Genomic DNA, 26,864 nt, shown 5'->3' on the forward strand with positions numbered 1-26,864 from the left:
ATCGAACCCGGAATGACGAATGGTGCCTCACGGTATCTCGTACACCACCATCTTGTCGGCGATGCCACGGAGCGCGGCCTGCTTCTGGATCGGCTTGATGGCGCGCTGCTCGAGCACCTCGGCGACTGCGGGAGCATCCAGCACCGGGCCGGTGATGTGGATCTCCTGCGCGGTCGACAGGCTCTGCACGCGGGCGGCGATGTTGACGGTCTGGCCGAAATAATCCTGCCGCTCGTTGAGCATGACTGCGAGGCAGGGGCCTTCGTGGATCCCGATCTTGAGAATGAGGTCGTTGGCGCCGCGCTGCTTGTTCAATTCGTCCATCGCGGCGCGCATGCGCAGTCCCGCGGTGATGGCGTGCTCGGGCCTGACGAAGGTCGCCATCACGGCATCGCCGATCGTCTTCACGACCGCACCCTTCTCGGCGGCGATGATCTCCAGCAGCGCGCGAAAATGCGCCCGCACGAGATCGAAGGCATTGAGGTCGCCGACCCGCTCATACAGCGCCGTCGAACCCTTCAGGTCGGTGAACAGGAACGTCAGGGACGTGATCTTCAGTCGCTGGTCGACATTGAGGTTGTCGGCCTTGAACACGTCGCGGAACGTCTGGTTGGACAGCATGCGCTTGGCGGTCAGGATCGGCTTGCGCTTGCCGATCATCTCGTGCAACGCGTGGTCGGCAATCCAGACTGAGGGCAATACGCGACTGTCCGATTGGTTCTCGAGCATGAGACGCAACGGTCCGGGGCGCATCACGGTGGTCCCCGTCGGCGCCTCCAGCTTGTTGAACATGATCGACAGCTGCTGACGCTCGCTGGTCGGCTCACCCTGAACGTCCAGGAAATGGGCGGAATGGGTGACCGGCTCGAACACGATGATGAACTGGCTCGGCAGATTGAGTGAGAGGATCGCCTTCTCGCCGGCGGGCAATTCGAGGGCTTCGAGCGTTACCTGGTTGATCAGGCGGGAAAAGGATTCGTCGTTGATGTCGACGCCTGAGCTCCAGAACATCTGCCGCACATACTCCCAGATCGGCAACGTGTCGGGATCATGAGCACCGATGCGGCGGACCCGCGGGCTGACGGTGAAGGCCACTTCGACCATCTCGTCGACGGAGGCCTCGTATCCGGCGGCGCAGAGCGCGCAATTGTAGTCGTCGTGCTTCAACGACTTCAGTGTGGCGTGCGCGCCCAGCACGCCTCCGCAGCCGGGACACAGCACGTTCCAGCTCATGTCGAACAGGCCGAGCCGCGAGGCGTGCAGGAAGCCGGAAATGACCTTCTCCTGGTCGAGCCCGGTCCGGTCGGCAAAATCCAGCGCATTGATCCGGTTGAGATCGCGATCATGACCGTTGGCGATCAGCTGCGCGATGGCCTCCACCACAACGGAATCGGCGGTCTGCTTCAGAACGGAGAGTTGGGCCTGGATGTCGCTCATGGCGGAACTCTATGTAGCTGGGTCACGCCAGCGGCCAGACGCGAGCCTGTCACCGACGCGTGATGCGGAACAGGGGTGAATGGTCCGGCTGGGTGGTGACGACGCCGAGCGGAATTACGGGGGTCGCGGGGTCGGCAAGCTCGATTCGGTACGCTCCGATCAGCCGCGCCAGCGCCAGCACGGATTCGGCTTGGGCAAACGGTGCGCCGATGCAGACGCGCGGACCTGCGCCGAATGGCAGGTAGGCAAAACGGTCCGGCGCCTCCTGCGACATGAAGCGCTTTGGAATGAATGCGTTCGGCTGATCCCACAGCTTCTCGTGCCGGTGCAAGAGCCAGGGCGCGATCATGATGATGTCGCCCTTGCCGATCTCGACGCCCGCCGCATTGTCCCTATCGCGCGCGGCACGCGCGACCAGGAAGGCCGGCGGATAGAGCCGCATGGTTTCGTCGATCACCGCGCGGGTGAATTTCTGGCGATCGATGTCGGCCATGCTGTCGAGATGCTCGCCGCGGGTCTCGGACGCCACCTCCTCCTGCGTATCGGGATCGAGCGCGAGCAGGTAGAGCGCCCAGAACAGCGCCGTCGCCGTGGTCTCATGACCGGCGAGGATCATGGTCGCGACCTCGTCGACCAGCTGCTCGTCGGAGAAGCCCTGGCCCGTCTCGGGATCGCGTGCCTCGTCCATGAGATCGAACAAATCGCGCGGCGGCGCACCGTCCTTCTTGCCCGCCTTACGCCGCTCGGCGATCAGCATGGCCACGAACTCGGTCCAGCGCTTGCGGAAACGGGCGCGGGCAAAATCCATCGGGCTCGGCCAGGACACCGGCAGCACCATGTCGAGGAAGTACGGACGCCCCAACCGCGCGGCATATTCCATGATGAAGTTGCGCAGGGTTGCGCCGTGCTGGTCCATGCCGAACGAGAACATCGTGCGACCGGCGATCTCAAGCGTCATGCGCTGCATGATCGCGCGCAGGTCGACCGGCTCACCGGTTTGCGCGTCCAGCTTGGCGATGGTTTCGTCGAGCACGGCCGTCATGTGCGGAACGAGGTTTGCGGTCGCGCGCGGCGTGAAGGCCGGCGCCAGCGTGCGGCGCTGAAACGTCCAGGAATGACCTTCCGCGATCAGAAGGCCGTCGCCGAGAACGGGGCGCAGCATGCGGATGCCGGCCGGCGTGCGCGTGTAGTTCTCGTAATTGCTGAGCAGCACGTGCCGGATCGCGTCCGGCTGGTTCAGGATGAAGCTATTGCGGAAGAAGAAGCGGCCAGAAATGACCTCTTCCTCGTAGGCGCGTTGACCCCAGGTCGCGATCATATTCTGCCTGATGACCGCGAGCCGGCCGAAGAACGACATATCGTCGGGCGCTCGCGGAGGAGCCGGAGGGGTGATGGGCCGACGCACGCTGGCGATATTCATGGCTCTCTCCCGCAAGGTGGGACGCAGGTAAATAGCTAGTAAGTCAGCTCGGCGATGGCAATCCGGTTCTCGGACGCAGCCCAGGCGCGTGCCACAATCCGTTCTTCGCCGAATTGGGCCACGATGTTACGGCCAACCTCGGTGGCGGGAAGCCGCAGGGTGGCTGCCGCATCCGTGGGCACGCCCGGCTTGACGTCGGCCGGCTCCTTGCCGTCGAGCAGCACCACGTCGCGCGGCAGGCCGAAATAGCCGCGCGGGCGCGACATGATCACTACGGCGCCGGCGGCCTTGTCGGCCGGCCCGAGCGGCCGCGCGGGCCGCAGATGCACAACCTCGGACGAGCGCGGGAAGGGCGAGCGGTAGATGTGCGTCGTCGGCGCATCCGGCGAGGTCAGCACGAATTCGAGCGACCAGGCGGGATCGACCTGCGCCGGCCCCCAACGGCCATCTGAGCCTGTTGTCGAGCTGTACAGCGCACCGTCTTTGCGCTCCCCGGTATCAGGATCGACACGGAAGACATCGACGATTGCACCCGCGACCGGACGATTGGTCGGCACGCCGCCGGGCGTACCCGTGACGAGGCCGCTCAATCTCACGCTGGTCTCCGGCACGATCGCGATGCGCGCAGGTTCGCGCCCCGCGATGAACTTGTAAATCTCGCGGAACGCGCGCGGGTGAAACGCCACCTCGCGATGGTCGAGCGCGCCGAGCACGAGATTGGTGGCGCCCTTCAGCTCCGGCCCTTCGGCGGTGACATTGGTCGGCATGCCGGGCTTGCCGATAAAGCGGCCGTCGGGTTGCGCGAATTTGTCCAGACCGTCGCTGCGCAGCGTGAGGAAAGCGACTCCCGGCGTCACCTCACTCTCGCCCTCGTTCAGTCCGCGCAGGAACGTGCCGCGGCCATTGAATTCGTTGTTCGGCTGGTCGTCTGTTGCGAACACGCCGTGATTGGGCGTACCGCACAGCACCGCATGGCTGACATCACCGGCGCCGCCGTTCTTGATGACGTTACGGATCGCGTAGCCGCCGCGCGAGCTGCCGACCAGCGCCACGCGGGCTGCGCCGGTGCGGCGCTTCAGCTCGGTGATGGCGGCAGCGAGCTCGAGGCGCTGGTCCTCGGTCGAGGAGCGACCCGCCTGCTCGACCTTGTCGTCGTTGCGCGCCAGCGGGTCGGTGAAATTGATCGCCATCATGCGATCGCGCGCGATACCGTTGGACTCCATCCGCCAAAGCGTCGTCATCCAGAGCGCGCCGTAATCGCCATTGCCGTGGACGAACAGAATCGGCGGCAGCTCCGTGGCGGGCGCGGTCTGCGCCAGCGCGCCCGTCCGCAAGCTCGCAAGTGCGAAAGGCACGCTCGCAGCCCCTTGCAAGATCGTCCGTCGCGACAGCTTCATCTGTTCCTCCCCGGCAAACCTAGCTCTTTGCACTGCTTATACCGGCCTAAGCACTGGACAGCGAAGGACTTTCGCGGGCATCACTGAATTGGCCGGAATCACCACGACCACTTCTGCCATCCGACATGGAAGGGGATATGACCGAGCAGCCGAACCGCCCGAAATTGGCCGCCGACGGCATCACTGCGCCCCTGCGGTACACCGTGTTCCGGCGGATCTGGCTCGCCAGCCTGCTCTCCAATCTCGGCCTCCTAATCCAGGGCGTGGGTGCGGCCTGGGCGATGACGCAGATGGCGGCCTCGGCAGACAAGGTGGCCCTGGTGCAGACCGCGCTCATGCTGCCGATCATGCTGATCTCGATGCCGGCCGGCGCCATCGCCGACATGTATGACCGCCGCATCGTCAGTGTGATTTCGCTGTCGATCGCGCTGATCGGCGCGAGCGTGCTCACCGTGCTGGCCGGCTTCAACCTGATCACCCCGGAATTGCTGCTCGCCTTCTGCTTCATCGTCGGCAGCGGCAATGCGCTGTTCGGTCCGGCCTGGCAGTCCTCGGTCAGCGAACAAGTGCCGCCCGAGGCATTGGCGTCCGCGGTGGCGCTGAACGGCATCAGCTACAACATCGCGCGCAGCTTCGGTCCGGCGGTCGGCGGCGTCATCGTCGCTGCGCTCGGTGCGGTGGCCGCGTTTGCCTGCAACGCGATCCTCTATCTGCCGCTGCTGGTGGTGCTGCTGCTCTGGCGCCGCAGCACCGAGCCGTCGCGCCTGCCGCGGGAGAAGCTCAACCGCGCCATGGTTTCGGGCGTGCGTTACATCACCAATTCGCCGCCGATCAAGATCGTGCTGTTGCGCACGCTGGTGATGGGCCTGATCGGCGGCGCGGTGATGGCGCTGATGCCGCTGGTCGCGCGCGACCTCCTGCATGGCGGCGCGCAGATGTATGGCATCATGCTCGGCGCCTTCGGCATGGGCGCGGTGATCGGCGCGCTCAACATCCACGAATTGCGCAAGCGCATGAGCGGCGAGGCCGCGATCCGCGCCTGCACCATCACGATGGCCTTCACCATGGCCGCCCTCGCTTTGAGCACGGAGCCGGTGCTGACGGCGGCCGCGCTGGTGCTAGGCGGCGCAGTCTGGATGGCGGCGATCGCGCTGTTCAATATCGGCGTGCAGCTCTCGGCCCCGCGCTGGGTCGCCGGTCGCTCGCTCGCAGCCTTCCAGGCCGCGATCGCCGGGGGCATCGCGATCGGCGCATGGGGCTGGGGCCATCTCACCGACTATGCCGGCGTCGAGATCGCATTGCTGACCTCGGCCGGCCTGATGCTGATCTCGCCGCTGCTCGGCATCTGGCTCACGATGCCGCGTGTCGGCGCCCGCAACGAGGATGCGGACATGCTGGCCGATCCCGAGGTGAGGCTGTCGCTGACAGGGCGCAGCGGCCCGCTCGTGGTCGAGATCGAATATCGGGTTGCGCAAGAGAATGCGCGCGCGTTCCACAACGTGATGCAGGACGTGCAGCTCTCGCGCCAGCGCAACGGTGCCTATGGCTGGTCGATCGCGCGCGACATCGCCGACCCCGAGCTGTGGACCGAGCGCTATCACTGCCCGACCTGGCTCGACTATTTGCGTCAGCGCAACCGTGCGACCCAGTCCGAACGCGCGCTGCATCAGCAGGCGATCGATTTCCACATCGGTCCCGAGCCGGTGCGAATCCGCCGCATGCTGGAGCGCCCCTTCGGTTCGGTGCGCTGGAAGGACGACACGCCGGACCGCGCCAACAGCGAGGTGCTGCCGGTGGTCGCGACCGCGGCGGGAAGCAGTACGTAGGCCTCTCGTCATTCCGGGGCGCGCCGTAAGGTGCGAACCCGGAATCCATTTATCGCAGGAGTTGGTCGCGCGATGGATTCTCAGGTGCGCAGTTGCGCACCATAGTTCGCGCTTCGCGCGCCCCGGAATGACGATCACTGCCCGTGCTGGGTCAGCACCTTGTCGCAGGCCTTGCTCAGCTTGGTGCGGTTCTGCTTCAGGCATGCCAGCACGGCACCGTCGCCATTGTCCATTACGGGACGGCAGAAGCGCGTGACGTCGCGCGCGCAGGCATCATGGCCGGGCTGCTGTTGCGCGGAGGCGCTCGATGCGCACAGGAGCAAGGAAATAACGAAAAGCAGTCTGGTCATCGCGCAATTGCCTCTTACCCGGAAAGACGTGCGGGCGAAGCTAGTGCGACGATCCCGCACCTGCAACGGCTTTGTTGACTAGCTGCAGCGCGCCGCCGCCATCACCCCGGCTTCATGCCAGGGGACATGGCGAGGGGAGCTGCCGGCGCAACCGCCGGCGTCTTGGTTACTGTGTGTCCTGAGCGTCAGCGACCTTGCGCGAGGCGCCCTTGGCGAGGGTCTTGTCCATCACCGCGCGGCATCCGGCGCTGAGGTCCGAGCGATGCTTGATCATGCACGCGGTGATCTTCGGGATATTGGGGATCTCCGCCGAGCAAAGACGGAAGGCATCGCCCGTGCACATCTGCTGCGCCTCGGCCGAGAAGGCGAAGCTCGCGCCCGTCGAAGCGATGGAGACGATCGCGGCAAAGCCCAGGGCCAGGCTGGCGTCGCGGATCTTGCCGGTAAACGACTTGGTCATTTGAAGCTCCCGTTGGCGCCGCCACAGCGGGCCCGTTGTCGATGGGAGCTACGATGCTCCGGCAAAACCGTTTCCACTGTGATGACGCTCACGGGAGACCCGTCCTCTGTGATCTCAGTCACTCAGACGCAGCCCACTGAAATTCCTTCGCAACCGCTGTCGTGTTGGTGTCACGTTAACTCTTACTTCGCATTAATGGCTCGTCGCGCGGGAAATTCCGCCGGTTTGGTTGCGTAATTGGAAAGAGTAACGATGCGTAATGCGTTGGGCCTGATGCTGGCCAGTGTAGTTGCGGCGGTCGTGATCGCCGCCGGCGGTTGGTTTTATTATTCCGCGCGCGCCGACCAGGGCGCTCCCAAGACAGTTGCCGCCCGTGCCGCCGACCCATTGCCGGCACAGGCGAAGCTCGCCGCCAAGGACGACGTCGAGACCACCGCGGCCGTCGCGGCCAAGCCGGCCGCAGCAGCTCCAGCACCTGCCCCCGTGCCGGTCATGCCGATGCAGCCGAAGCAGGCCTGCGCCAATCCGAACGCGCTGGGCGTGTCCCGCGTCGTCGAGATCGACACGACGGGCGGCCCCGGCTTCGGCTTCGAGCATTTCAAGCAGTTCGACTTCCTGACCGAGAAGGAGGTCGTGCTGACCTTCGACGACGGTCCGTGGCCGGTCAACACGCCCACGGTGCTGAAGGCGCTCGCGGACGAATGCACCAAGGGCCTGTTCTTCTCGGTCGGCAAGCACGCGACCTACCATCCGGAGATCCTGAAGCAGGTGCTGGCCCAGGGCCACACGGTGGGCACGCACACCTGGTCGCATGTCAATCTGAACAGCAAGAAGTTGACCGAGCAGCAGGTCAAGGACGAGGTTGAGAAGGGCTTCAGCGCAGTGAAATTCGCGCTCGGCACCAACCCGGCGCCGTTCTTCCGCTTTCCGCAGCTTCAGCACAATCCCGCGATGGTGAGCTATTTCGGCACCCGCAACGTCGCGATGTTCTCGACCGAAATCGACTCCTTCGACTTCAGGAAGGGCGCGACGCCGGAGAAGATCGTCGAGACCGTGATGACGAGGCTGGACAAGCTCGGCAAGGGCATCATCCTGATGCACGACTTCCAGAAGAACACGGGCCTCGCCCTGCCGACGCTGCTCGCGCGGCTGAAGGCCGGCGGTTACAAGGTCGTGCAGATGAAGGCCAAGACGAGCCTCCAGACGCTGCCGGAATATGACGAGGCGCTGATGAAGGACATGAAGGTGCCGACCGCAGGCACGAACTCCCGTCCGATCGCGAGCGTCGTGCAAACGATCTCGCAATAAGCGCCAAATCCAAAACTCTTGCGTCATGGCCGGGCTTGTCCCGGCCATCCACGTTTTAGGATCAGGCGCGACGACGTGGATGCCCGGGTCAAGCCCACGGCTGTCCGGTTTAAATTTGGCATAGTCTTAGGCTCATCTGGCGGTCATTTTTGATAATCGGGGGCGGTAGGTCGAGAAGGTGATCGATCCGGCGCCGCTGCATGAGATTTTGAGCGACCAGACGGGTGAAGATCAGAAGGTTCTCGACGCTTTGTTGCGCTTTGTGGGCCGAACGCAAGAGCAGGAAGGCGATCAGCGCGATGGCGATCTGGATGCGCACGGCATTCTCGGACGTGCCGAAGAAGTGACGGATTTTGAGAGTGTGCTTGACCCAGCGGAAGAACAGCTCGATCTGCCAGCGCCTCTTGTAGAGTTCAGCAATTTCGTCGGCCGGGGCATCGAGATCATTGGTCACGATGCGCAGGATCTTGCCAGTCTCGGTGCGAACCGTGATCTCGCGCACCGGATCCCTGAAGGGGTTTTTGCGGGACTTTGCCTGCCGTGCAGGCAACAGACCTATGCGGTCGGAGAGCGCGCAGGAGCCTTCAGGCAGCTTGTTCTCAACTATGTCGCTCAGGGGCGTGTTGACCTTGAGCCGGGTCACCAGGCGGCATCCCGCAGCGTCGAGCTCAGCCCACCAGCCATAGTCGTAGTAGCCGAGGTCGAAGATATAGGTGGCCCCGGGGCGGATCGGCATAGCCTTGGCGACGGTGATGTCGTTGACATTGGCGGGCGTCAGCTCGGCGAAGCTCGGACGCTCACTGTCCGGATTGTAGACGATATGCAGCTTGACCCCATGCACGCCGGAGCAAAACCGCGCCCAATCGGAACTCAGAGAGTTCAGCCGAAAGCCGGTCGAATCGACCAGATACACCGCTTCGGCCACTTTATCGGCAAGATCACGTTCGCAGCGGCCCATCAGCGCCGCCAACAGTTCGGCAAACACCGCGCTGGACCGCTTGGCGTTGGCGTCAGCCAAAGTCGATCGCGACAGCTCTTTGGTTCCGAGATGGTAAAGCCGTGCGGCATGGCTCTCGAAGGATGCTTCGATCGATCGTAGGCTTTGGGCGTCCGAAAGCTGCGCGTACAGCATCGCAACAAACTGATCCTGTGTGCTGAGCCGCCGCACCCGCTTATTGGCCTGGTACCTGTCCACAAGCCGATCCAGAACACCCCACGGCACCAAGTTCAGAATGCCGTGAAATACTGTATTGTGGTGGCGCATGGCGGGACTCTCCTGGCGTGTCTCGAACATTTGGCGATGCTCAAGACCGTAGAAGAATCCACGCCATGCGCCCTGTCCATGAAAATTAAACCGGACAGCCGTGGGTCAAGCCCGGGCATGACGGCGAGATCAGGGTACAGGTCGGCGCCTCACCAATAGATGCCGTGGCGATGCAGCTCGCTGATGATGCGGCGCTCGGTCCAGCTGCGCTTGGGCTTCGGCTTGTCCGCCTTTGCCGTGGTCTTGGCGGCGGGCTTGGGCGTCGTGACCGGCGCGGAGGCCGTCGCCGGTGTGGTGACCGTCGGAGTGGTCGCCGCTGTCGGCGCGGAGAGCGACACCGCCGGCGGACGATCATGATATTTCTGAACCTCGGTGGCCGGCGCGGCTTCGCTCACCTGCGCCGTCACGGTGCTCGCCGATGTCGTGGTTTGCGGAGTGGAGGTCTGTTCGCCTGCCGCCGCCAGCGACAGACCGCGGGAGCCGCCTGCCTGGGCGGAGGCCGAAGCCAGCAGCATGGCGGCAATCAGAATGATCTTGCGCATGTGAAGTCTCCCCGTGTTGGCGTGACAGGACGTTAGGGGAGCCATGTCTGCGATTATGTGATCGCGATCACGCAGCCGAGCGAGCCCTGATGCAGGCTGATGCCTGGTCATCGGAGCGCTTGGGGTCGGATGAACCGGGGCGCTGGTGCCGCAAGAGGGATTCGAACCCCCGACCCCGTCATTACGAATGACGTGCTCTACCGACTGAGCTATTGCGGCGAACCTGCCGGGACCAAAGCAATGCCGGCCCCGATACGCGCGCCCCTGATATCGGGCATGGCCCGAATTGGCAAGGACAAGCGGGAGGCGAAATACCGCTCACGCGCCCCAGCGGGACCAGAATCCGCGCCAGCCGCCCGCCTGGGCTTTGGGCGTGCCGATTTGTTCCGTAAATTCGTCGCTTGGGCCGTCGTCGTCGATCCCGGGATCGTCCGGTGCGCGGACGATCGGGATGACGGTCTGGGTCGGCGCCGATGCGGGCTTGCTGAGGTCGGCCCGGGTCCGGAAGACCGGCGTCGGCGCCGGCGGCGATGATTCGGCGGGCGCCGGAGCCGGATTCGCCGGCTCGGCGGGCGTGACGACCGGCTCGTCGACCTTCGCAGTTTGCTCCCCAGTCTCCTTGGCCACTTCCTTGGTAGCCTCCTTCGCGGCGTCCTTGGCCTGAGGGGGTGAATTGTCCTGCGCGGCCGGTGCCGGCAGCGGGGCCACCTCCGGCGGTTCCACCGCGGCTTCGCTGGGAGCGGCGGTCACCCGCTTCGGCGGCGGAGCGGCCAGCATGGCTTCCTCGAAGGCCGAGGATTCGAGCGTGGGGCCCTTGTCCGAGGGCAGGCTCGCGACCGGCGCCTGCCACTGGAACGCATCGAGGCGGCCGGTGACCGGGGAGACCGGACGCCAGCGGTCGCTGACATAGCCGTCCGCGGTCCAGGCGGGATCGAGCCGGGCGCGCACCGCGCGCAAGGTCCAGGCGCGGGCGCGGCCGCCGTCACCATGCTCTGTGCGCTCGATCTCGGCCATCAGCAGCGCGACGCGCTGGGTCGGATCCTTGAGATAAGGCGCGAGCACCTCGCGCGCGCGGGCGAACTCGGAGGCCTCGATCGCAGCACGCGCGATCGCGAGCTGCCCTTCGACATAACCGGGCTTGTCGGCGGGGGTCTTCGCGGCGAGAGTTTCTACCCGCTGCAAGCGGTGCCATGCGGAATCGCCGAGCTTCACATGCGCATAGGCGTCCGCGAGATCGGGATGCGGATTGGCGAGCCAGGCGGCTTCCACCAGCTTCATGGCGCGGCGCACCTGATGCGCCTCGCTCTCGAATTTTGCCGCGAGCACGGCCGCCGGCACCAGGGTCGGCGCGAGCTTGACCGCCTCCAGCACGCTCTCGCGCGCGACGTCGCGGTCCATCGTTTCCAGCTCCAGCGCACGCGCGGCGAGCAGCACACCGCGCTGCCGGCGATAGGTCTGCTTGTCGATCAGGCCCGCGGACAGATTCGAATCGAGGATCGCGAGCGCGCCGCTCCAGTCGCCGCGCGCGCAGCGGAAGCCGAGCACCGCGTGCGAGGCCCAGGTCGCGGACGGCGACAGCTTGATCGCTTCCTCCGCGATCATCACGGCGCCGACCGCATCATCGGCGCGCTGCGCCTCGATGAAGAGACCGCGCAGGCCGAGCAGCCGCGTGTCCTCGCGTTCGGCCATGGCGCGGAAGACGCGTTGCGCCTCGTCGCGATTGCCTTCGAGCTGCGCCGACTGCGCGTGCAAAAGCAGTGCGAGCGGATCGTTCGGTGCATGCCGCCGCGCCGCCTCGGCGTGCCGGCGCGCGAGCGCGGAATCGCCGTGGCCGATCGCGAGCAGACCATGGGTGATGGCATGACGGCCGCGGGCATGACGCTTGTCATGACGGCGGCGGCGCAAGCGCCCTGGCATGCGCCAGATCGTCGTCAGGATGCTCCAGACCAGCACGACGGAAGCGGCGAAAAGGCCGAGCAAGAACACGAACCTCGGCAGCGTCGTCGAGATGCGGAAGCTGCCCGCGGTCAGGACGAGGTCGCCGGACTGGTCGGCGACCCAGGCCGCGCCGGCCGCCGCCAGTGCGATCAAGACGAGAAAGAGGACGATGCGAAGCATGGCGATCCCTATACGCGCCGATTGTTGCGCGAATCTTATTGAGTAGATTTGGCGAGATCCGCCATGGCATCGTCGGCGAATTTGCGGGACGCGGCGAGCGCGGCGTCGCGGGCGTCGGCTTTGTCGAGCCAGGCCTGCGCCGGAGCACGATCAGCCTCGGGCAGCGTCTTCAGCTCGCGCCGCGCTTCGGCGAAATCGCTGCGGAGCGCCGCCGCCGTGACGCGCGTCACGATGGCGCCGCGATCGTTGCCGACGCCATCGGTGCGCTCGATCCGCACGAGCTTTGACGCACCCGCCTGGAGCCGCTCGACAATGCCGGCTTCGCTCGACGGAGCTTCAGCCGGCGGCGACAGCTTCGGCACGATATTGAGGAGCTCGCGGCTCAGCGCCGCCGATGTCGGGATACCGGACGATGCAAACGCCTCGAGCGGTTTGAGCATGTCGGGCTTGGTCGCCAGCGACCGCGCCGCGGCCAATTGCGATTGATAGGGATCGCCGTGGCGAACGGCAACGTCGAGCAGGGACGCCGCGACCACATAGCGGAGCGGCTTGTCGTCCATCGTCTTGGCCTCGGCGATCTTCTCGCCCTGCTGCGCAAGCTCGGCCCGCTCGGTCTTGCTCGCGCGCTCGAGCTGGGCGATGCGGTCGGTGAGCGCGGCAAGATCGGGCGCGGCACTCGGCGGCGCGGATTTCGCATCGTTCAGCGCGCTCGCCGTCTTATCGAACTGTGCGCGCAAATTGGCGATGTCGCCGCGCAGTGCGCTCGCCGCTTTCTCCAACGCGTCGATCCGCGCGACTTGGGCCGGATCGGCCGCCGGCCTCGCGGCCCTGGCTTCGACCGCGGCAACGCGTCCGCTCAGCGCATCGACGGTCGCACTGGTGACCTGCGGCGCGGCCGGCGGGGCCTGCACCGCGGGCCAGCCCAGCATCCAGCCGACTGCGATCACGACCGCAGCCGCGGCAACGCCGGAGAACGGCGCGATGACCCAGGGCGAAATCGGCGCCGATACAGGCACCGCCGCGGAGGCCTGCTGCTCTGCAGATTCGGACTGAGGCTCGGCCTTGACCTGTTCCGAGCCGGGCTCTTCCACCCTGGCCTGCTCCTGCGCGACATGCTCGGATGCCTCGGGCTCGCCCGCGACCTGCTGCGGCTGGGTCGAGACTTCCGTCGCCTCGAGGTCGATGGTGGGCGGGGTGCGCTTGGCACGACCCGGATCGGGCGCCAATCCAGCGTCTTCAGGCTTGTCGTCGGCCATCGTGACGGTTCCTCACACTTTCATACCAGGGATGGATTAGATTGCGTCGGATTCGGCCCGACCTTTACGCCAAACGGGTCCGCAACGCACGCTCCAAGGTGTCGAATAAGGCAGTTTCGTCCGGCGTTGCGGCCACCAGAACCTGTGGCGCGCCGGCATCGCGCAGCACGCCCGCAACGGTCTCGGACAGGCAGCAATGCGGGATCGCCAGCGCCGAAATTTCGACACCTTCGTCCCGCGCCGCATCGAGGAACGCACGTGCGCTGCGCCGGGAGTAGTGCAGCACCGCCTCGATCCCGTGGGCGGCAAAGCCCTCGCACACCTCGCGCGGCAGATGCTTCACCGGCGCCATGCGGTAGGTCGTCTGCGTCACCACGCGGAAACCTTCCGCCCCGAGTTCGCCGCCGAGGTCGCGCGACAGATCCGCGCCGGCGAGATACAGCAGCGTGCTGTTTTTCTTCAGCACCTTGTCGCGCGCGCTCTGCATCACCTTGTCGCGCAAGGACGCGGCGTCGCCCCCGGCGACGATCACCTTGGCAAAACCAGCCTCTCGCGCCGATGCAGCCGTATGTTCGCCGACCGCGAACAATGGCAGCTCCAGCAGACCGAGGTCCGGCAATTGCGGCGCTATGGCGCGAATCGCGTTGGCCGAGGTGACGAGAACGGCATCATAAGAAACTTCGCTCTCGCCTTGGAAGGCGACCGGCTCGAGCTTGAGCGCCGGCGCAAGCAGTACCGTATGCCCGCGCGTACGCAGATTGTCCGCCGTCGCCGCATTGTCGGGATGCGGCCGTGTGACAAGAATGGACATCGCTGCTGTTCCCGGACCATTTGGCGGTGACGCATTGACCAGAACCGCTGCGCGTGACGATTGCGCAAGCCGACCCCGGGATGCTACCGGACGTACCAGAACTCTGCTTTATGGATGAGCGCAAGGGCGCAAATTGGATAACATTCGCCAATGCTGGTGCTGGGCATCGAAACCACCTGCGACGAGACCGCCGCGGCCGTGATCGAACGCGCGGCCGACGGCAAGGGCAAGATCCTGTCCAACATCGTGCGGTCGCAGATCGAGGAGCATGCCCGCTTCGGCGGCGTGGTGCCGGAGATCGCCGCGCGCGCGCATGTCGACGTGCTCGATGGGATCATCGACCGCGCCATGAACGAGGCCGGCATCGATTATGCTCAGCTCGACGGCGTCGCGGCGGCCGCGGGGCCCGGGCTGATCGGCGGCGTCATCGTCGGACTCACCACCGCGAAGGCGATCGCGATGGTGCACGACACGCCGCTGGTCGCGGTGAATCATCTCGAAGCGCATGCGCTGACGCCGCGTCTCACCGACGGCATCGAATTTCCCTATTGCCTGTTCCTCGCCTCCGGCGGCCATACCCAGATCGTCGCAGTCACCGGTGTCGGCCAGTATGTGCGGCTCGGCACCACGGTCGACGACGCCATCGGCGAGGCCTTCGACAAGGTCGCGAAGATGCTGGGCCTGCCCTATCCCGGCGGCCCGCAGGTCGAGCGCGCGGCGGCAGGCGGCGATGCCACGCGCTTTGCGTTTCCCCGGCCGATGCAGGGGCGCCCCGATGCCAATTTCTCGCTGTCGGGACTGAAGACGGCGGTGCGCACCGAAGCGAGCCGGCTGGCCGAGCTCATGCCGCAGGACATCAGCGATCTCTGCGCGAGCTTCCAGGCCGCCGTGCTCGATTCAACGGCCGACCGGCTGAGCGTCGGCCTGAAGCTTTTCCGCGAGCAGTTCGGCGCACCGCGCGCGCTGGTCGCCGCCGGCGGCGTTGCCGCCAATCAGGCGATCCGCGGCGCGCTTGACGATGTCGCGAAGCAGGCCGGGACGCAGCTGATCATGCCACCGCCCGCGCTGTGCACCGACAACGGCGCCATGATCGCCTGGGCCGGCGCCGAGCGCCTGGCGCTTGGCCTGACCGACACGATGGACGCGCAGCCGCGCGCACGCTGGCTGCTCGATGCCAACGCGACCGCGCCCGCGGGCTACGGCAAGACTCGGGCGGGATTCTAGGGATGACCGCGTTCCAATCCGTCGCAGTGATCGGCGCGGGCGCCTGGGGTACGGCGCTGGCGACGGTGGCGGCGCGAGCAGGGCGAAGCGTGACGCTGTGGGCACGCAATGCCGAGCACGCCGCGCGGATCGCATCGACGCGCGACAATCCGCGGCTGCCCGGGATTCGGATCGTGCCTGAGCTCGTCGTGACGAGCGATCTGGCGCTCGCCGCGCGTGCCGACATGCTGCTGATTGCGACGCCGGCGCAACATTTGCGCGGTGCGGTCAACATGCTGGCCTCGCACATCACGAAGGCGGTGCCGATCGTCGCCTGCGCCAAGGGTATCGAGCACGGCACCCATAAGTTCATGACCGACGTGATCGCCGAGGCCGCGCCGCACGCGCAGCCGGCGATCCTGTCGGGGCCGAGCTTTGCCGACGACGTCGCACGCGGCCTGCCGACGGCAGTGACCCTGGCGGCAAGCGATGAGGCGCTCGCCAGCAGCCTGGTGCAGGCGCTGGGCTCGCGGACATTCCGCCCCTATCACTCCACCGACATTCGCGGCGTCGAGATCGGCGGCGCCGCCAAGAATGTGCTGGCGATCGCGGTCGGCATTGCGGTCGGGCGCAAGCTCGGCGCCTCCGCGCAGGCGGCGCTCACGACCCGCGGCTTTGCCGAGCTGACGCGCCTCGGCCGTGCGCTCGGCGCACGCAGCGAGACGCTCACCGGCCTGTCGGGCCTCGGTGATCTCATTCTGACCTGCTCGAGCCCGCAATCGCGCAACTTCGCGCTCGGCCTCGCGCTCGGCCGCGGCGAGCAGCCTCCCGCCGGCAAGCTCGCCGAGGGCGAGTTCACCGCCCCCGTGCTGATCGAGCTCGCCGCTTCGCAAAACATCGAGTTGCCGGTATCTGAGGCGGTCGCATCGATCCTGAGCGGCAAAAGCACGATCGATGCCGCGATCTCGGCGCTGATGACGCGCCCCTTCAAGGCAGAGGAATAAGCATGGCGTACTGGCTCGTGAAATCCGAACCGTCGGTGTGGTCCTGGGACCAGCAGGTTGCGAAGGGCGCCAAGGGCGAGGCCTGGACCGGCGTGCGCAATTTCACCGCCCGTCAGAACCTCGTGAGCATGAAGAAGGGCGACAAGGCGTTCTTCTATCATTCCAACGAGGGCAAGGAGATCGTCGGCATCGCCGAGATCATCAAGGAGGCCTATCCCGATCCAACCGACAAGACCGGCAAATTCGTCTGCGTCGACATCAAGGCCGACAAGCCCCTGAAGACGCCGGTGACGATGGCCGCGATCAAGGCGGAGAAGAAGCTCGCGGATATGGCGCTGGTGAAATATTCGCGCCTCTCCGTGCAGCCGGTGACGGCAGAGGAGTGGAAGCTCGTCTGCAAGATGGGCGGGATGTAGTTACGTCGTTTCGTAGCCCGGATGGAGCGCAGCGCAATCCGGGAAAGTCTCGATTGAAGCCCGATCCCGGATTACGGTTCGCTCCATCCGGGCTACGATATCCGGGCTTGCGACTCCTCCAGCGCAAACACCTCGCACGGCGCGGCAATGCCGCGCAGCTCATGCGTCCCAAGCGCAACCAGCGGCATCTCTGTCTCGGCGGCGAGCGCGCCCGACACCAGCACCGTCCGGCCCAGCGGCTTGCACAATCCCTCCAGACGGCTGGCGAGGTTGACGGCGGGGCCGATCGCGGTGAAGTCGAGCCGGTTCGCGGCGCCAATATTGCCCCAGAGCATCTCGCCGAGATGGAGCGCGGCGCCAAACGACAAAGGCGGCAGCCCTTGCGCGCGGCGCTCCTTGTTGAGATACGCCATCCCGGCTTCGGCTGCGCTTGCCGCGCGCAAAGCAGCGTCACAGGCGCGGCGCGGGGACGCCTCGAGCACCGGAAAGATCGCGAGCACGCCGTCGCCGATGAATTTCAGCACCTCGCCGCCGAAGGCGTGAACCGCGCCGGCGATGCGATCGAACCAGGCATCGAGCGCCGCAATGACATCGGCCGGCGGTGTCGTCTCCGACAGGGTCGTGAAATTGCGCAAATCCGCATAGAGCAGTGCGGCCTGGATGGTCTCGCCGAGATCGCGGCGCAGAGGCGCCGCCAGTACCCGCTCCGCGCTGCGCGTGCCAAGGTATGCATCGAGCGTTGCCCGCAAGGTGGCGCGCGCGGCGAGCACGGCCAGCGGCGTTGCGGCGAAACGCGCGGCCTGACGCAATTGCTCGATCTCATCCGCCGTGAACGGACGCGGCCCGATCCAGCCGAGCAGCGGGCCATCGGGCCGTCCGGCGACATCTTCATGCACATCGCCGCCGGCGATATCGCGCAGCCAACGGCGGCCGGCGTCGTCGGGTGGATCGGGCGCGAGGCCGCCCGGCGCGAAGCCGAGCGCTTCGATCACCTGGCCGCTGTCGGCACGCCACAGCCAGGTCCGCTTCGCGATCAGCGGATGCGGCACCTCCAGCGTCAGGGCGCCTGCCGCGAGCGGCACGCCATCGGCGGCCAGATGCGCGCCGAGCTCCGCGAGCAGGTGGTCGGCCCCGCGACAATCCGAGGCCGCGTCGAGGAGCCAGGCGAGGGTCGGGGAGAGCTGCATGAGGCGATCATGGCGAAACAGGGCCGTCTTTGCCACGGGCAATCCTTGACGGAGCGCAGGGCCGCCGCCATGTCCCATCGTCAGACCAGGGATGATTGCCGATGCCCGAACCCTTCATAGTGCGACGCGAGACCCAGATCGCGGCCCCGCGCGCCACTGTCTTCGCCTACCTCACCGACCCCGAAAAGATCCTGAGCTGGATGGGCTCCGACGCAACCACGGAGCCTTATCCCGGCGGGCTCTACCTGCTCAAGGGCGTCAGCCCGGACGGCGCCGCCGCCCGCGGCGCGTTCCGCGAGGTCGTGCCGGTGCATCGTCTGGCCTATACGTTCGGGTGGGAGGGCGGTCAGGAAGTGCCGCCCGGCTCGAGCCTGATCGAGATCGACCTGATCGAGCAGGACGGCGGCACGCTGCTGCGCATGACCCATAGCGGCCTGCCGAACGAAGCGCAGGCGGCCGCTCATGCAACGGGTTGGGCGCACTACCTTAAGCGGCTCACGATCGCAGCCGCAGGCGGCGATCCCGGTCCTGACATAGGTGTGTCAGATAATAAGTAGCTCTCGTAGGGTGGACAAAGGCGCGCTCTTCGCGCCGTGCCCACCACCCGTCACCATGGGCAAATGGTGGGCACGCTTCGCTTTGCCCACCTTACGAGAGCGGCGCTTCGTTACACTGCCGCGGTCGCCACCACCTGCGCCAGCAGCTGCTCGCGCCTGGCCTGCGAGCGCTGACCCGTCATGGTCGCGGCGAAGCGCTCGAGGATGCCCTCCTCGAAGGCGGTGACGATGGTGTCGTGGACGTAGCTCTTGCGGCAGATCGCCGGCGTGTTGGAGAGCTGGTCGGCGGCGGCGCGGATCGCATCCAGCACCTGCTTCTTGCGGCCGCGCTGGCTGCTCGCCGGCGTGATCCGCGACAGCGATTCCACCACGACGGCGGACGCCATCAGCGTGCGGAAATCCTTCAGGGAAATCTTGATGCCGGCGATCTCGCGCAGAAACGCGTTCACCTGGGTGGTGCTGACCGCGCGCACGATGCCGGAGGCATCGCGATACTGGAACATGCGCTTGCCGGGAACGCTCTGCAAAATGCCGATGGCGCGCACCAGCTTGGCGGCGTCGCACTCCTTGCGCACCGCCTTGCCGCCCTTGGCCTTGAAGGTCAGCACGAAACAATCGTCTTCCAGCGTGACGTTTGACTTCAGCAGCGTGGTCGCGCCGCGGGTGCCGTTGAGGCGGGCGTAGGATTCGTTGCCGGGGCGGATCGCGGTGCGCGCGATCAGCTCGATCACGGCCGAGAGCGCGAACTCGCGCGTCGGCTGGTCCCCTGACAGGAACGCCGAGACCTTGCGCCGGATTTTCGGCAGCGCGCCGACGAGCTTTGCCAGGCGATGCGCCTTGCGCTGCTCGCGGACCTTCTCCCAGTCGGCGTGGTAGCGGTATTGCAGCCGGCCCGCGGCATCGCGGCCGACGGCCTGCAGATGCGAGTTCGGGTCGGCGGAGTAGCGCACCTCGCGATAGGCCGGCGGCACCGCCATGGAATGCAGCCGCCGGATGGTGCGGGCGTCGCGGATATGCGCACCGTTGGGGCGGACGAAGGAATAGCCCTTGCCGCGCCTGATACGACGGATGGTCAGCTCGTTCTGGTCGCCGAGCCGCAAGCCGAGCTCCTTGGCGAGGGCCTCGACCGTCGCCGCAGGCGCCGTGTCGTAGGTCTTCTTGGGGCTCGGGCGCCTGAATCCACCCGGTTTCGGCCATTGTCCGAGGGCCTTGGCTAGGGCAATGGCTGCAGGATCGGCTGAAGCGGGCCGTATCGTCCCGAGATTCTGCTGATCCATCATGGTCTTACGCCTTAGCCCTGTCCTGTTGTCGATCAATGCCGCTGTTGTGATTTTTGTTCCAAGGGGTCTCTTTGGACCCGGGTTGGCCATTTAGGGTGTTCCGAACACGATTGCGAGTCCCGAATCAGTGAGAAGAGGTTACTAAATACCTCTCCTCGCCGCATGGGGGCTCTGCGGTCTCTGTTCTGGCGGTTTGGGTGAAGAGCCGGAAAGTGCTCGTCGGCCCTGTTTCAGATTTGCGACAGCGGGCCTTCCGGAGCTTGATTCTCCGCATGGCCGGCTGCCCGTCGAAGGTCCAGCTTGTGCTCCTTGTCGGGTCCGGTTAGCCCGACGCATAATCCATCAAATGATGCTGTCGGCATTGCCTTAGCTTGCCGCATGTGGAGGGAAGCATGTCCGAGAAGATCTACGATATCCCCGCGGAGTGGGCGAAGCGCGCCTGGATCGACCAGGCCAAGTACAAAGAGATGTACGCCCGCTCGATCTCGGACCCGAACGGTTTCTGGGCGGAGCAGGCCAAGCGCATCGACTGGATGAAGGCGCCGACGAAAATCGAGAACGTCTCGTTCGCGCCGGGCAACATCTCGATCAAATGGTTCGAGGACGGCATCCTGAACGTCGCCTACAATTGCATCGACCGGCATCTCGCCAAACGCGCCAACCAGACCGCGATCATCTGGGAGGGCGACGATCCCTCGCAGTCCAAGCACATCACCTACAAAGAGCTGCATGACGAGGTCTGCCGGATGGCCAACATCCTGCGCACCCGCAACGTCGGGAAGGGCGACCGCGTCACCATCTACCTGCCGATGATTCCCGAGGCCGCCTATGCAATGCTGGCCTGCGCGCGGATCGGCGCGATCCACTCCGTGGTGTTCGCGGGCTTCTCACCTGACAGCCTCGCCCAACGCATCAACGACTGCCAATCCAAGGTGATCATCACCGCGGACGAAGGCCTACGCGGCGGCAAGAAGGTGCCGCTGAAGGCCAATGTCGATGCGGCGCTTGGCAAGGCCGACGGCGTCGACTGGGTCGTCGTGGTCAAGCGCACCGGCGCCAAGGTCGACATGAACCCCACGCGCGACCTCTGGTACCACGAGGCCGCGGCGATGGTGACCACGGAATGCCCGGTCGAGCACATGCACGCCGAGGATCCGCTGTTCATCCTTTACACGTCGGGCTCGACCGGCCAGCCCAAGGGCGTGCTGCACACCTCCGGCGGCTATCTCGTGTTCGCCTCGATGACGCATCAATACGTCTTCGACTATCACGACGGCGACATCTACTGGTGCACCGCCGACGTCGGCTGGGTCACCGGCCACAGCTACATTCTCTATGGGCCGCTCGCCAACGGCGCGACCACGCTGATGTTCGAGGGCGTGCCGAATTATCCGGATAATTCGCGGTTCTGGAACGTCATCGACAAGCACAAGGTCAACATCTTCTACACCGCGCCGACCGCGATCCGCGCGCTGATGCAGTCCGGCGACGAACCGGTGAAGAAGACCTCGCGCGCCTCGCTCCGCCTGCTCGGCTCGGTCGGCGAGCCCATCAATCCCGAAGCCTGGGAGTGGTATCACCGCGTCGTCGGCGACGACCGCTGCCCGATCGTCGACACGTGGTGGCAGACCGAGACCGGCGGCATCCTGATCACGCCGCTGCCGGGCGCGACCAAGCTGAAGCCCGGCTCGGCGACGCAACCGTTCTTCGGCGTGGTGCCTGAGATCGTCGATGCCGACGGCAAGGTGCTGGAAGGCGAAACATCAGGCAATCTCTGCCTGACGCGGTCCTGGCCCGGCCAGATGCGCACGGTCTACGGCGACCACGCCCGCTTCGAACAAACTTACTTCTCGACCTACAAGGGCAAATACTTCACCGGCGACGGCTGCCGCCGCGACGCCGACGGCTATTACTGGATCACCGGCCGCGTCGACGACGTCATCAACGTCTCCGGCCACCGCATGGGCACCGCCGAAGTCGAGAGCGCGCTGGTCGCGCATGAGAAGGTGTCGGAAGCCGCCGTCGTCGGCTTCCCGCACGACATCAAGGGTCAGGGCATCTACGCCTATGTCACCCTGATGGCCGGCGTGCAGCCGAGCGACGAGTTGCGCAAGGAGCTCGTGACCTGGGTGCGCAAGGAGATCGGCCCGATCGCCTCGCCCGACCAGATCCAGTTCGCCCCGGGCCTGCCCAAGACCCGCTCCGGCAAGATCATGCGCCGCATCCTGCGCAAGATCGCCGAGGACGAGCCGGGCAGCCTCGGCGACACCTCGACGCTCGCCGATCCCGCCGTTGTCGATGATCTCGTCAAGAACCGGCAGAACAAGAAGTCGGCGTAAGGCGAGTTCGTGCCCCGGACGCAGCGCAGCGCTCCTTCAGCGGTGCGCTGCTGAGCCGCGGCCCATCTAAACGTCAGAACGTGTAGCTTCCTGGACTCTGCGCAGCAGCGTTTCACGCTGCAGCGCATCCGGGACACGCGATTAGTTTTCGCGTCAGCGCGCCCTCTCAACCAACGGCCATTCACACCCTCACGCTGTTGTCAGCGGGCGCGGCAGCGCGCCTGCATCTTTCCCGTCGAGTGTTGTTTTCTGGTCATTTACTTTATTTCGAACATTTCCTTTGTTCCCCCTGCTGGCCTGCCCTCGGCAGCCGCGCGTCGAAACCATTGGGTTAACGAGCGCGGTTAAGAATGAGCATCGACGAGGGCTTGGTGCGGCGACGATTGCCGGTTCTGCGTCATTTTGGACGATCCGTTTTGGGCAAGGGGAAGCATCGATGTCGATGAGGATTGCGGTGGCGCTGGCCGCCACCATCGCGGCTGGGGCCTTGACGTCGACGGCGGCGCAGGCGCGGCCGGAAATGGTGGGGGCGCACCTGGCCGACTATTCGCCGGGCACCATCGTGGTCAAAACCAGCGAGCGGCGGCTTTATCTCATCCTCGGGAACGGCCAGGCCGTGCGCTATCCGGTCGGCGTCGGCAAAGCCGGCAAGCAGTGGGCCGGCACCACGAAGATCGACGGCAAATATCTCAATCCGGCCTGGGCGCCGCCCGCCGAGGTGAAGCGCGACAAGCCTGGTATCCCGGACGTCATTCCGGGCGGCTCGCCGCGCAACCCGATGGGCGTTGCGGCGATGACGCTCGCCGGCGGCGAATATGCGATCCACGGCACCAACGTGCCGGGCTCGATCGGCGGCTTCGTCTCCTATGGCTGCATCCGCATGCTCAACGACGACATCACCGATCTCTACGGCCGCGTCTCCGTCGGCACGACGGTGGTCGTGACGCGCTGATCGCCTGAATCAGCCGAGATGAAATGAAAGGCCGCGTCTTCGACGCGGCCTTTTTATTGCCAGAACCGCCAGCCGCGCGCGCACCAGCCGTCGCGATGGCCGCCATTGTAGCTGCGCACGAAGCCGCCGGCGAGCAGTGCCGCCGAGACGTTCGCAGTCCGCCGGGTCGCGACGTCCGCGAGGACTCGGCCGTATTTGTCGGGAGCGAGATTGGTGATGGTCACGCCGCCCTGGCCGAGCAGATCGCGCAAGGCACGGGCCGCAGCTTCGGCCTTGTCCAGCTCCTCCTGGCAGGATGCTTTCAGTTCGGGCGCATCGATGCCGCGCAGCCGAATGCGGACCACGGGATCGCGTCCCTCGTGCAGGCGAACACGGGCGAGAAAAGTGTCGCCATCGATGGCGCGGATGAATTCGACCGGACGCACATCCGCGTGGCCGGTCTGCTGAAGAACGATCTCGGCATCTCCATTGCGATCGGTATCGCGAACAAGCCAGTGCGTTCCATGACTGAATGTGAGCACGACGGCCAGCGCGATGCCCACCACGAACATCCAGGGCAATAGGCCGGAGAGGCGGCGGCCGAACGGCGAGCCGCTGAACTGCGGCCGGTAGGAATTGGGGCGATCCTGGAAACGCATCAACTCACGCTATGTCTGAGTCGGGGGAACTCACAAGCACGAGCGTGTCCATAAACGACGTCGAATGCGCCGGAGGCCATGCACGAAAGTTCCGTCTGTCAAAGAGGTTAGCCGTAGTTCTACTGGGGATCCGCGAATATTTTCCAAATCTCAATCATTGGTTGCGAATAGCTGTTATACGACAAACCGAGGGGAGATTGCCGTGAGGTCATTCAGGTTTCGCATTGGAACAAAGCTCGGCATCGTGACGGGCGTGAGCGTCGTGCTGGTCGGCGGCATGCTGACCAATCAGATGCTCGGCAACCGCTCCATTGCCGAATCCAATCGCCTCGTCACGATCAACTATCTCAACAAGGGCAATGCGCAGGCGGCTCAGACGGCGATGGCACGCGCGCAGCTCGCCGCTCTCGAACTCGGCTCGGCACCGTCAGCCGGAGAGGTCGACAGGCTCCTCGAGCTTCTCCGTACCCGGGCCGGCGAAGCCGGCACCGAAATCGATGCCGCGAGAGAGCGGGCGACCCGCAAGGTCACACAGGACGCTTACCGCGAGGCCAAGAAGTTCGTCGATGCGTATCTGGCCAGCGGCGTCGAGCTCGCCGCGGCGCAAAAGGCGGTCATCGCCGCCCCCGCGGGTGGCGCCAAGCTTGCAGCAGAGTCGGCCAAGGCAAGTATTCTCGCAGAGCATATGCGTCCGGCAGCGCAGGAAGTCAGCAAGCGCATCGACGATCTCGTCGGCGTCGCCAACGAATTCGCCGCGCGCCGCAAGGGCGAGATGCTGGCCGAGTTGGACCGCGTCGCCAATTTCGCTTTGATCGTCGGCCTATTCGTCGTCCTGACGTTGGTCGGCTCCGCAGTCTTTTCCGTCTTGAACGTCGCCCGTCCGATCCGTCGCATCGGCGATGTGCTCCTGCAGCTCGCCGGAGGCAACAAGGCGATCGAAATTCCCTACACCCGCCGTGGCGACGAGGTCGGCGACAACGCCCGCGCGGCACAGACCTTCAAGGACAATCTGATCCGCATCGAGCAGATGGAAGCCGAGCAGAAGAACCATCAAGCCGCTGCGGCCGCTCAGCGCAAGCAGGAGATGACGCGGCTTGCCAACGCGTTCGAAACTGCGGTCGGCGGCATCATCAACTCGGTGTCAGCCGCATCCCAGGAGCTCGAATCCGCGGCCGGCACGTTGTCGGGTACGGCCGAACAGACCCAGCAGCTCTCCGGAATGGTCGCCGCCGCCTCGGAGGAAGCCTCGACCAATGTCGGGGCCGTGGCGTCCGCGGCCGAGGAAATGAGCACGTCGGTCGTCGAGATCGGCCGTCAGGTGCACGATTCCAGCCGTATCGCCGGCGATGCGGTCAAGCAGGCCGAGCGCACCGATGCCCGGATCAACGAGCTGCTCAAGGCGGCGGGCCGCATCGGCGACGTCGTCAAATTGATCACGGCGATCGCCGAACAGACCAACCTCCTGGCGCTAAACGCAACGATCGAGGCGGCGCGCGCCGGCGAGTCAGGCCGCGGCTTTGCGGTCGTGGCGAGCGAGGTCAAGGCGCTCGCGGCGCAAACCGCGCGAGCGACCGAGGAAATCAGCGCGCAGATCGCCGGCATGCAATCGGCAACGCAGGACTCCGTCGGAGCGATCAAGGAAATCGGAACGACCATCGGCCGCATCTCCGATATTTCCACGACCATTGCCGCGACGATCGAACAGCAGGGCGCAGCGACGGCCGAGATTGCGCGAAACGTCAGCGAAGCCGCCAAGGGAACGGTCGAAGTCGCGGACAAGATCGCCCAGGTCAGCCATGGCGCGAGCGCGACCGGCGCGGCGTCGGGACAGGTGTTGGCGTCGGCGCGTTCGCTGTCGAGCGAAAGCAGCCTCCTGAAGACCGAGGTCGAGAAGTTCCTCAGCACCGTGCGCGCCGCGTAATGCGCAACGGAGCGGCGAGCACGATTGCCGTGCTCGCCGGACATTTATGAAGCCCCCGGGATTTCCCGGGTTTGACCGGGGTCGTAATCAACACTAGGTTGAACATTGAGCCGTAAGCAACTCGCTTGCGGAACTTGTTCAGCGAGTCCCCCGCCATGAATATCGATGCGTCGTCCTCCGATTCGCTCGAGCGAATCGCCGAACTCGTTCGTCAGCAAGATAGTTCTCTCGACACCACGCTGCTTCCGCCGGTGGAGGGGTTCCAAACCAGGACCGTCGCGCTCGAAACACTGATGCGCGAGGTGACGGAGTGCCTGGCGGACGGCTTCCGGCATCGCTCGCCGCAAGACTTTCCCATGCTCTATTTTGCATGCGGCAAGGCGCGCGTCGGATCGACGGCCCTGAGCAATCTGTTCGGCATGACCGGGATGCCTTCCTACTATCAGCCTTTGAAGGCCATGCTGCGCGATGCGCTCGTCGGCAAGAGGCCGGCGCCGTGGGCCGTGCCGTCGGCAGACGACGAGCCGCACATCTTCAGCAAGGAAACGATCGGGCCCTACGTGCTCGCCGAGAGCCTGTTCAATCCGCTCAAGTTGCTGATCGAGGCGGGCTATCCGCGGCACCGGCTGCATCTCATCATGCTCGACCGTGAGCCGGCGAGTTCACTGGCATCGTGGCTCGACAAGCTGATCTCGCGCGCGCCTGAAGATGTATTGCTGCGGCACTATGTCGTCGCCGCGCTCAGCGCGGCTCAAGTCGCAAGCTACGCCCAGCGACAGGGCGTTGCCGTCACTCACTACGTCTACGAGGTGAGCAAGGAGGCCGTGTCCTCGGTTCGTGTCCTGTTCGAACGGATCGGCCTTTCGGGCAGCTTCAACGAGAATGCCGTGACGTCCTGGCGTGAGCCGGGAGACTCGCACGCGAACAATGCGCGCGTCATCTTCCCGAGCGAAGCGACGATCTACAAGGTGCCCAATTTGCACACCTCCGACAGTGCCTATCGCTACCAGCGCCGTGCGACGGCCTCTCTGAGCGAAGCGCAACGCGAGGCTCTGGAGCGCTGCGGGGTCAATGATGCCTATCGCGTCGCGGTCGCCGCCTGTGTTCGCGATCTCGGCCTGAATGCGGCACTGTCGCAACGTCTGTTCGGCGACTGGTTTGCTGCGGCTGCGTGATGG

General features: G+C 65.6%; 23 protein-coding genes and 1 tRNA gene. 10 read left to right on the top strand and 14 right to left on the bottom strand.

Annotated elements, in window-relative coordinates:
- Window positions 1-27: 27 nt before the first annotated feature.
- Genes N2605_RS34270 through N2605_RS34280 form a run of 3 tightly spaced genes read right to left on the bottom strand, consistent with a single transcriptional unit; the run spans window position 28 to window position 4,254 of the window.
- Window positions 28-1,437 (bottom strand): adenylate/guanylate cyclase domain-containing protein, encoded by a 1,410-nt coding sequence (locus N2605_RS34270; RefSeq protein ID WP_260345139.1) that lies wholly within the window; start codon window positions 1,435-1,437, stop codon window positions 28-30.
- Window positions 1,438-1,486: 49 nt separating this feature from the next.
- Window positions 1,487-2,857, bottom strand: coding sequence for a cytochrome P450 (locus N2605_RS34275; protein ID WP_036002897.1), 1,371 nt, complete (start codon window positions 2,855-2,857; stop codon window positions 1,487-1,489).
- Between the two features lie 35 nt (window positions 2,858-2,892).
- On the bottom strand, window positions 2,893-4,254 hold the full coding sequence (locus tag N2605_RS34280; RefSeq protein ID WP_260345140.1) for a hydrolase: 1,362 nt from the start codon (window positions 4,252-4,254) through the stop codon (window positions 2,893-2,895).
- Window positions 4,255-4,391: 137 nt separating this feature from the next.
- On the opposite strand from N2605_RS34280, the gene N2605_RS34285 reads away from it, so the two are divergent.
- The gene (locus N2605_RS34285; protein ID WP_036024258.1) at window positions 4,392-6,080 is read left to right on the top strand and encodes an MFS transporter; all 1,689 of its coding nucleotides are present in this window, start codon (window positions 4,392-4,394) and stop codon (window positions 6,078-6,080) included.
- 134 nt (window positions 6,081-6,214) lie between these two features.
- Here the strand turns inward: N2605_RS34285 and N2605_RS34290 are convergent, their stop codons facing one another.
- Together N2605_RS34290 and N2605_RS34295 are read right to left on the bottom strand one after the other, a co-directional pair.
- Window positions 6,215-6,430: a hypothetical protein gene (locus N2605_RS34290; RefSeq protein ID WP_036002903.1), complete on the bottom strand. Its 216-nt coding sequence runs from the start codon at window positions 6,428-6,430 to the stop codon at window positions 6,215-6,217.
- A 166-nt stretch (window positions 6,431-6,596) separates the two neighbouring features.
- On the bottom strand, window positions 6,597-6,890 hold the full coding sequence (locus tag N2605_RS34295) for a hypothetical protein (RefSeq protein ID WP_036002906.1): 294 nt from the start codon (window positions 6,888-6,890) through the stop codon (window positions 6,597-6,599).
- 252 nt (window positions 6,891-7,142) lie between these two features.
- On the opposite strand from N2605_RS34295, the gene N2605_RS34300 reads away from it, so the two are divergent.
- On the top strand, window positions 7,143-8,198 hold the full coding sequence (locus tag N2605_RS34300; RefSeq protein ID WP_036002909.1) for a polysaccharide deacetylase family protein: 1,056 nt from the start codon (window positions 7,143-7,145) through the stop codon (window positions 8,196-8,198).
- Between the two features lie 109 nt (window positions 8,199-8,307).
- Here N2605_RS34300 and N2605_RS34305 read toward each other — a convergent pair whose 3' ends face one another.
- The 6 genes from N2605_RS34305 to N2605_RS34330 form a co-directional block, all read right to left on the bottom strand.
- Window positions 8,308-9,462, bottom strand: a complete 1,155-nt coding sequence (locus tag N2605_RS34305) for an IS4 family transposase (RefSeq protein ID WP_036046927.1) — start codon at window positions 9,460-9,462, stop codon at window positions 8,308-8,310.
- 149 nt (window positions 9,463-9,611) lie between these two features.
- Window positions 9,612-10,004: a hypothetical protein gene (locus N2605_RS34310; protein WP_225142332.1), complete on the bottom strand. Its 393-nt coding sequence runs from the start codon at window positions 10,002-10,004 to the stop codon at window positions 9,612-9,614.
- 143 nt (window positions 10,005-10,147) lie between these two features.
- Window positions 10,148-10,223 (bottom strand) — tRNA-Thr (locus N2605_RS34315).
- 99 nt (window positions 10,224-10,322) lie between these two features.
- Entirely contained in the window at window positions 10,323-12,122 is a 1,800-nt protein-coding gene (locus tag N2605_RS34320; RefSeq protein ID WP_260345141.1) for a heme biosynthesis protein HemY, read from the bottom strand.
- A 35-nt stretch (window positions 12,123-12,157) separates the two neighbouring features.
- Window positions 12,158-13,378 carry a COG4223 family protein gene (locus tag N2605_RS34325; protein WP_036002917.1) on the bottom strand — a complete coding sequence of 407 codons (1,221 nt, stop codon included), beginning with the start codon at window positions 13,376-13,378 and terminating at the stop codon, window positions 12,158-12,160.
- 64 nt (window positions 13,379-13,442) lie between these two features.
- Complete coding sequence (locus N2605_RS34330; protein WP_225127927.1) at window positions 13,443-14,189, bottom strand: uroporphyrinogen-III synthase; 747 nt, start codon at window positions 14,187-14,189, stop codon at window positions 13,443-13,445.
- A gap of 156 nt (window positions 14,190-14,345) precedes the next feature.
- Between N2605_RS34330 and tsaD the strand changes: the two genes are divergently transcribed.
- The 3 genes from tsaD to N2605_RS34345 are packed head-to-tail and all read left to right on the top strand — an operon-like array spanning window position 14,346 to window position 16,812.
- Window positions 14,346-15,413 (top strand): tRNA (adenosine(37)-N6)-threonylcarbamoyltransferase complex transferase subunit TsaD, encoded by a 1,068-nt coding sequence (gene tsaD, locus N2605_RS34335; protein ID WP_193375182.1) that lies wholly within the window; start codon window positions 14,346-14,348, stop codon window positions 15,411-15,413.
- A 2-nt stretch (window positions 15,414-15,415) separates the two neighbouring features.
- Entirely contained in the window at window positions 15,416-16,396 is a 981-nt protein-coding gene (locus N2605_RS34340; protein WP_225127928.1) for an NAD(P)H-dependent glycerol-3-phosphate dehydrogenase, read from the top strand.
- Window positions 16,397-16,398: 2 nt separating this feature from the next.
- Window positions 16,399-16,812 (top strand): EVE domain-containing protein, encoded by a 414-nt coding sequence (locus N2605_RS34345; protein ID WP_036002930.1) that lies wholly within the window; start codon window positions 16,399-16,401, stop codon window positions 16,810-16,812.
- A 92-nt stretch (window positions 16,813-16,904) separates the two neighbouring features.
- Here N2605_RS34345 and N2605_RS34350 read toward each other — a convergent pair whose 3' ends face one another.
- Window positions 16,905-17,999 carry an adenylate/guanylate cyclase domain-containing protein gene (locus N2605_RS34350; RefSeq protein WP_036002982.1) on the bottom strand — a complete coding sequence of 365 codons (1,095 nt, stop codon included), beginning with the start codon at window positions 17,997-17,999 and terminating at the stop codon, window positions 16,905-16,907.
- 101 nt (window positions 18,000-18,100) lie between these two features.
- Between N2605_RS34350 and N2605_RS34355 the strand changes: the two genes are divergently transcribed.
- Window positions 18,101-18,556 carry an SRPBCC family protein gene (locus N2605_RS34355; RefSeq protein WP_036024228.1) on the top strand — a complete coding sequence of 152 codons (456 nt, stop codon included), beginning with the start codon at window positions 18,101-18,103 and terminating at the stop codon, window positions 18,554-18,556.
- Between the two features lie 110 nt (window positions 18,557-18,666).
- Here N2605_RS34355 and N2605_RS34360 read toward each other — a convergent pair whose 3' ends face one another.
- Window positions 18,667-19,836 (bottom strand): DNA topoisomerase IB, encoded by a 1,170-nt coding sequence (locus N2605_RS34360; RefSeq protein ID WP_225144193.1) that lies wholly within the window; start codon window positions 19,834-19,836, stop codon window positions 18,667-18,669.
- A gap of 392 nt (window positions 19,837-20,228) precedes the next feature.
- Between N2605_RS34360 and acs the strand changes: the two genes are divergently transcribed.
- Both acs and N2605_RS34370 read left to right on the top strand, forming a co-directional pair.
- A complete protein-coding gene (gene acs, locus N2605_RS34365) occupies window positions 20,229-22,175 on the top strand; it encodes an acetate--CoA ligase (RefSeq protein WP_225186444.1) in 1,947 nt (648 codons plus the stop codon).
- A gap of 436 nt (window positions 22,176-22,611) precedes the next feature.
- Window positions 22,612-23,127 carry a L,D-transpeptidase gene (locus tag N2605_RS34370; RefSeq protein WP_036024233.1) on the top strand — a complete coding sequence of 172 codons (516 nt, stop codon included), beginning with the start codon at window positions 22,612-22,614 and terminating at the stop codon, window positions 23,125-23,127.
- 53 nt (window positions 23,128-23,180) lie between these two features.
- Here N2605_RS34370 and N2605_RS34375 read toward each other — a convergent pair whose 3' ends face one another.
- Window positions 23,181-23,765 carry a thermonuclease family protein gene (locus N2605_RS34375; protein ID WP_260345142.1) on the bottom strand — a complete coding sequence of 195 codons (585 nt, stop codon included), beginning with the start codon at window positions 23,763-23,765 and terminating at the stop codon, window positions 23,181-23,183.
- 202 nt (window positions 23,766-23,967) lie between these two features.
- Between N2605_RS34375 and N2605_RS34380 the strand changes: the two genes are divergently transcribed.
- Together N2605_RS34380 and N2605_RS34385 are read left to right on the top strand one after the other, a co-directional pair.
- Window positions 23,968-25,686 carry a methyl-accepting chemotaxis protein gene (locus tag N2605_RS34380; protein ID WP_057025815.1) on the top strand — a complete coding sequence of 573 codons (1,719 nt, stop codon included), beginning with the start codon at window positions 23,968-23,970 and terminating at the stop codon, window positions 25,684-25,686.
- A gap of 155 nt (window positions 25,687-25,841) precedes the next feature.
- On the top strand, window positions 25,842-26,861 hold the full coding sequence (locus N2605_RS34385) for a sulfotransferase family protein (protein WP_260345143.1): 1,020 nt from the start codon (window positions 25,842-25,844) through the stop codon (window positions 26,859-26,861).
- Window positions 26,862-26,864 lie beyond the last annotated feature (3 nt).

The organism is Bradyrhizobium yuanmingense, from assembly GCF_025200905.1.
Taxonomy (GTDB): domain Bacteria; phylum Pseudomonadota; class Alphaproteobacteria; order Rhizobiales; family Xanthobacteraceae; genus Bradyrhizobium; species Bradyrhizobium yuanmingense.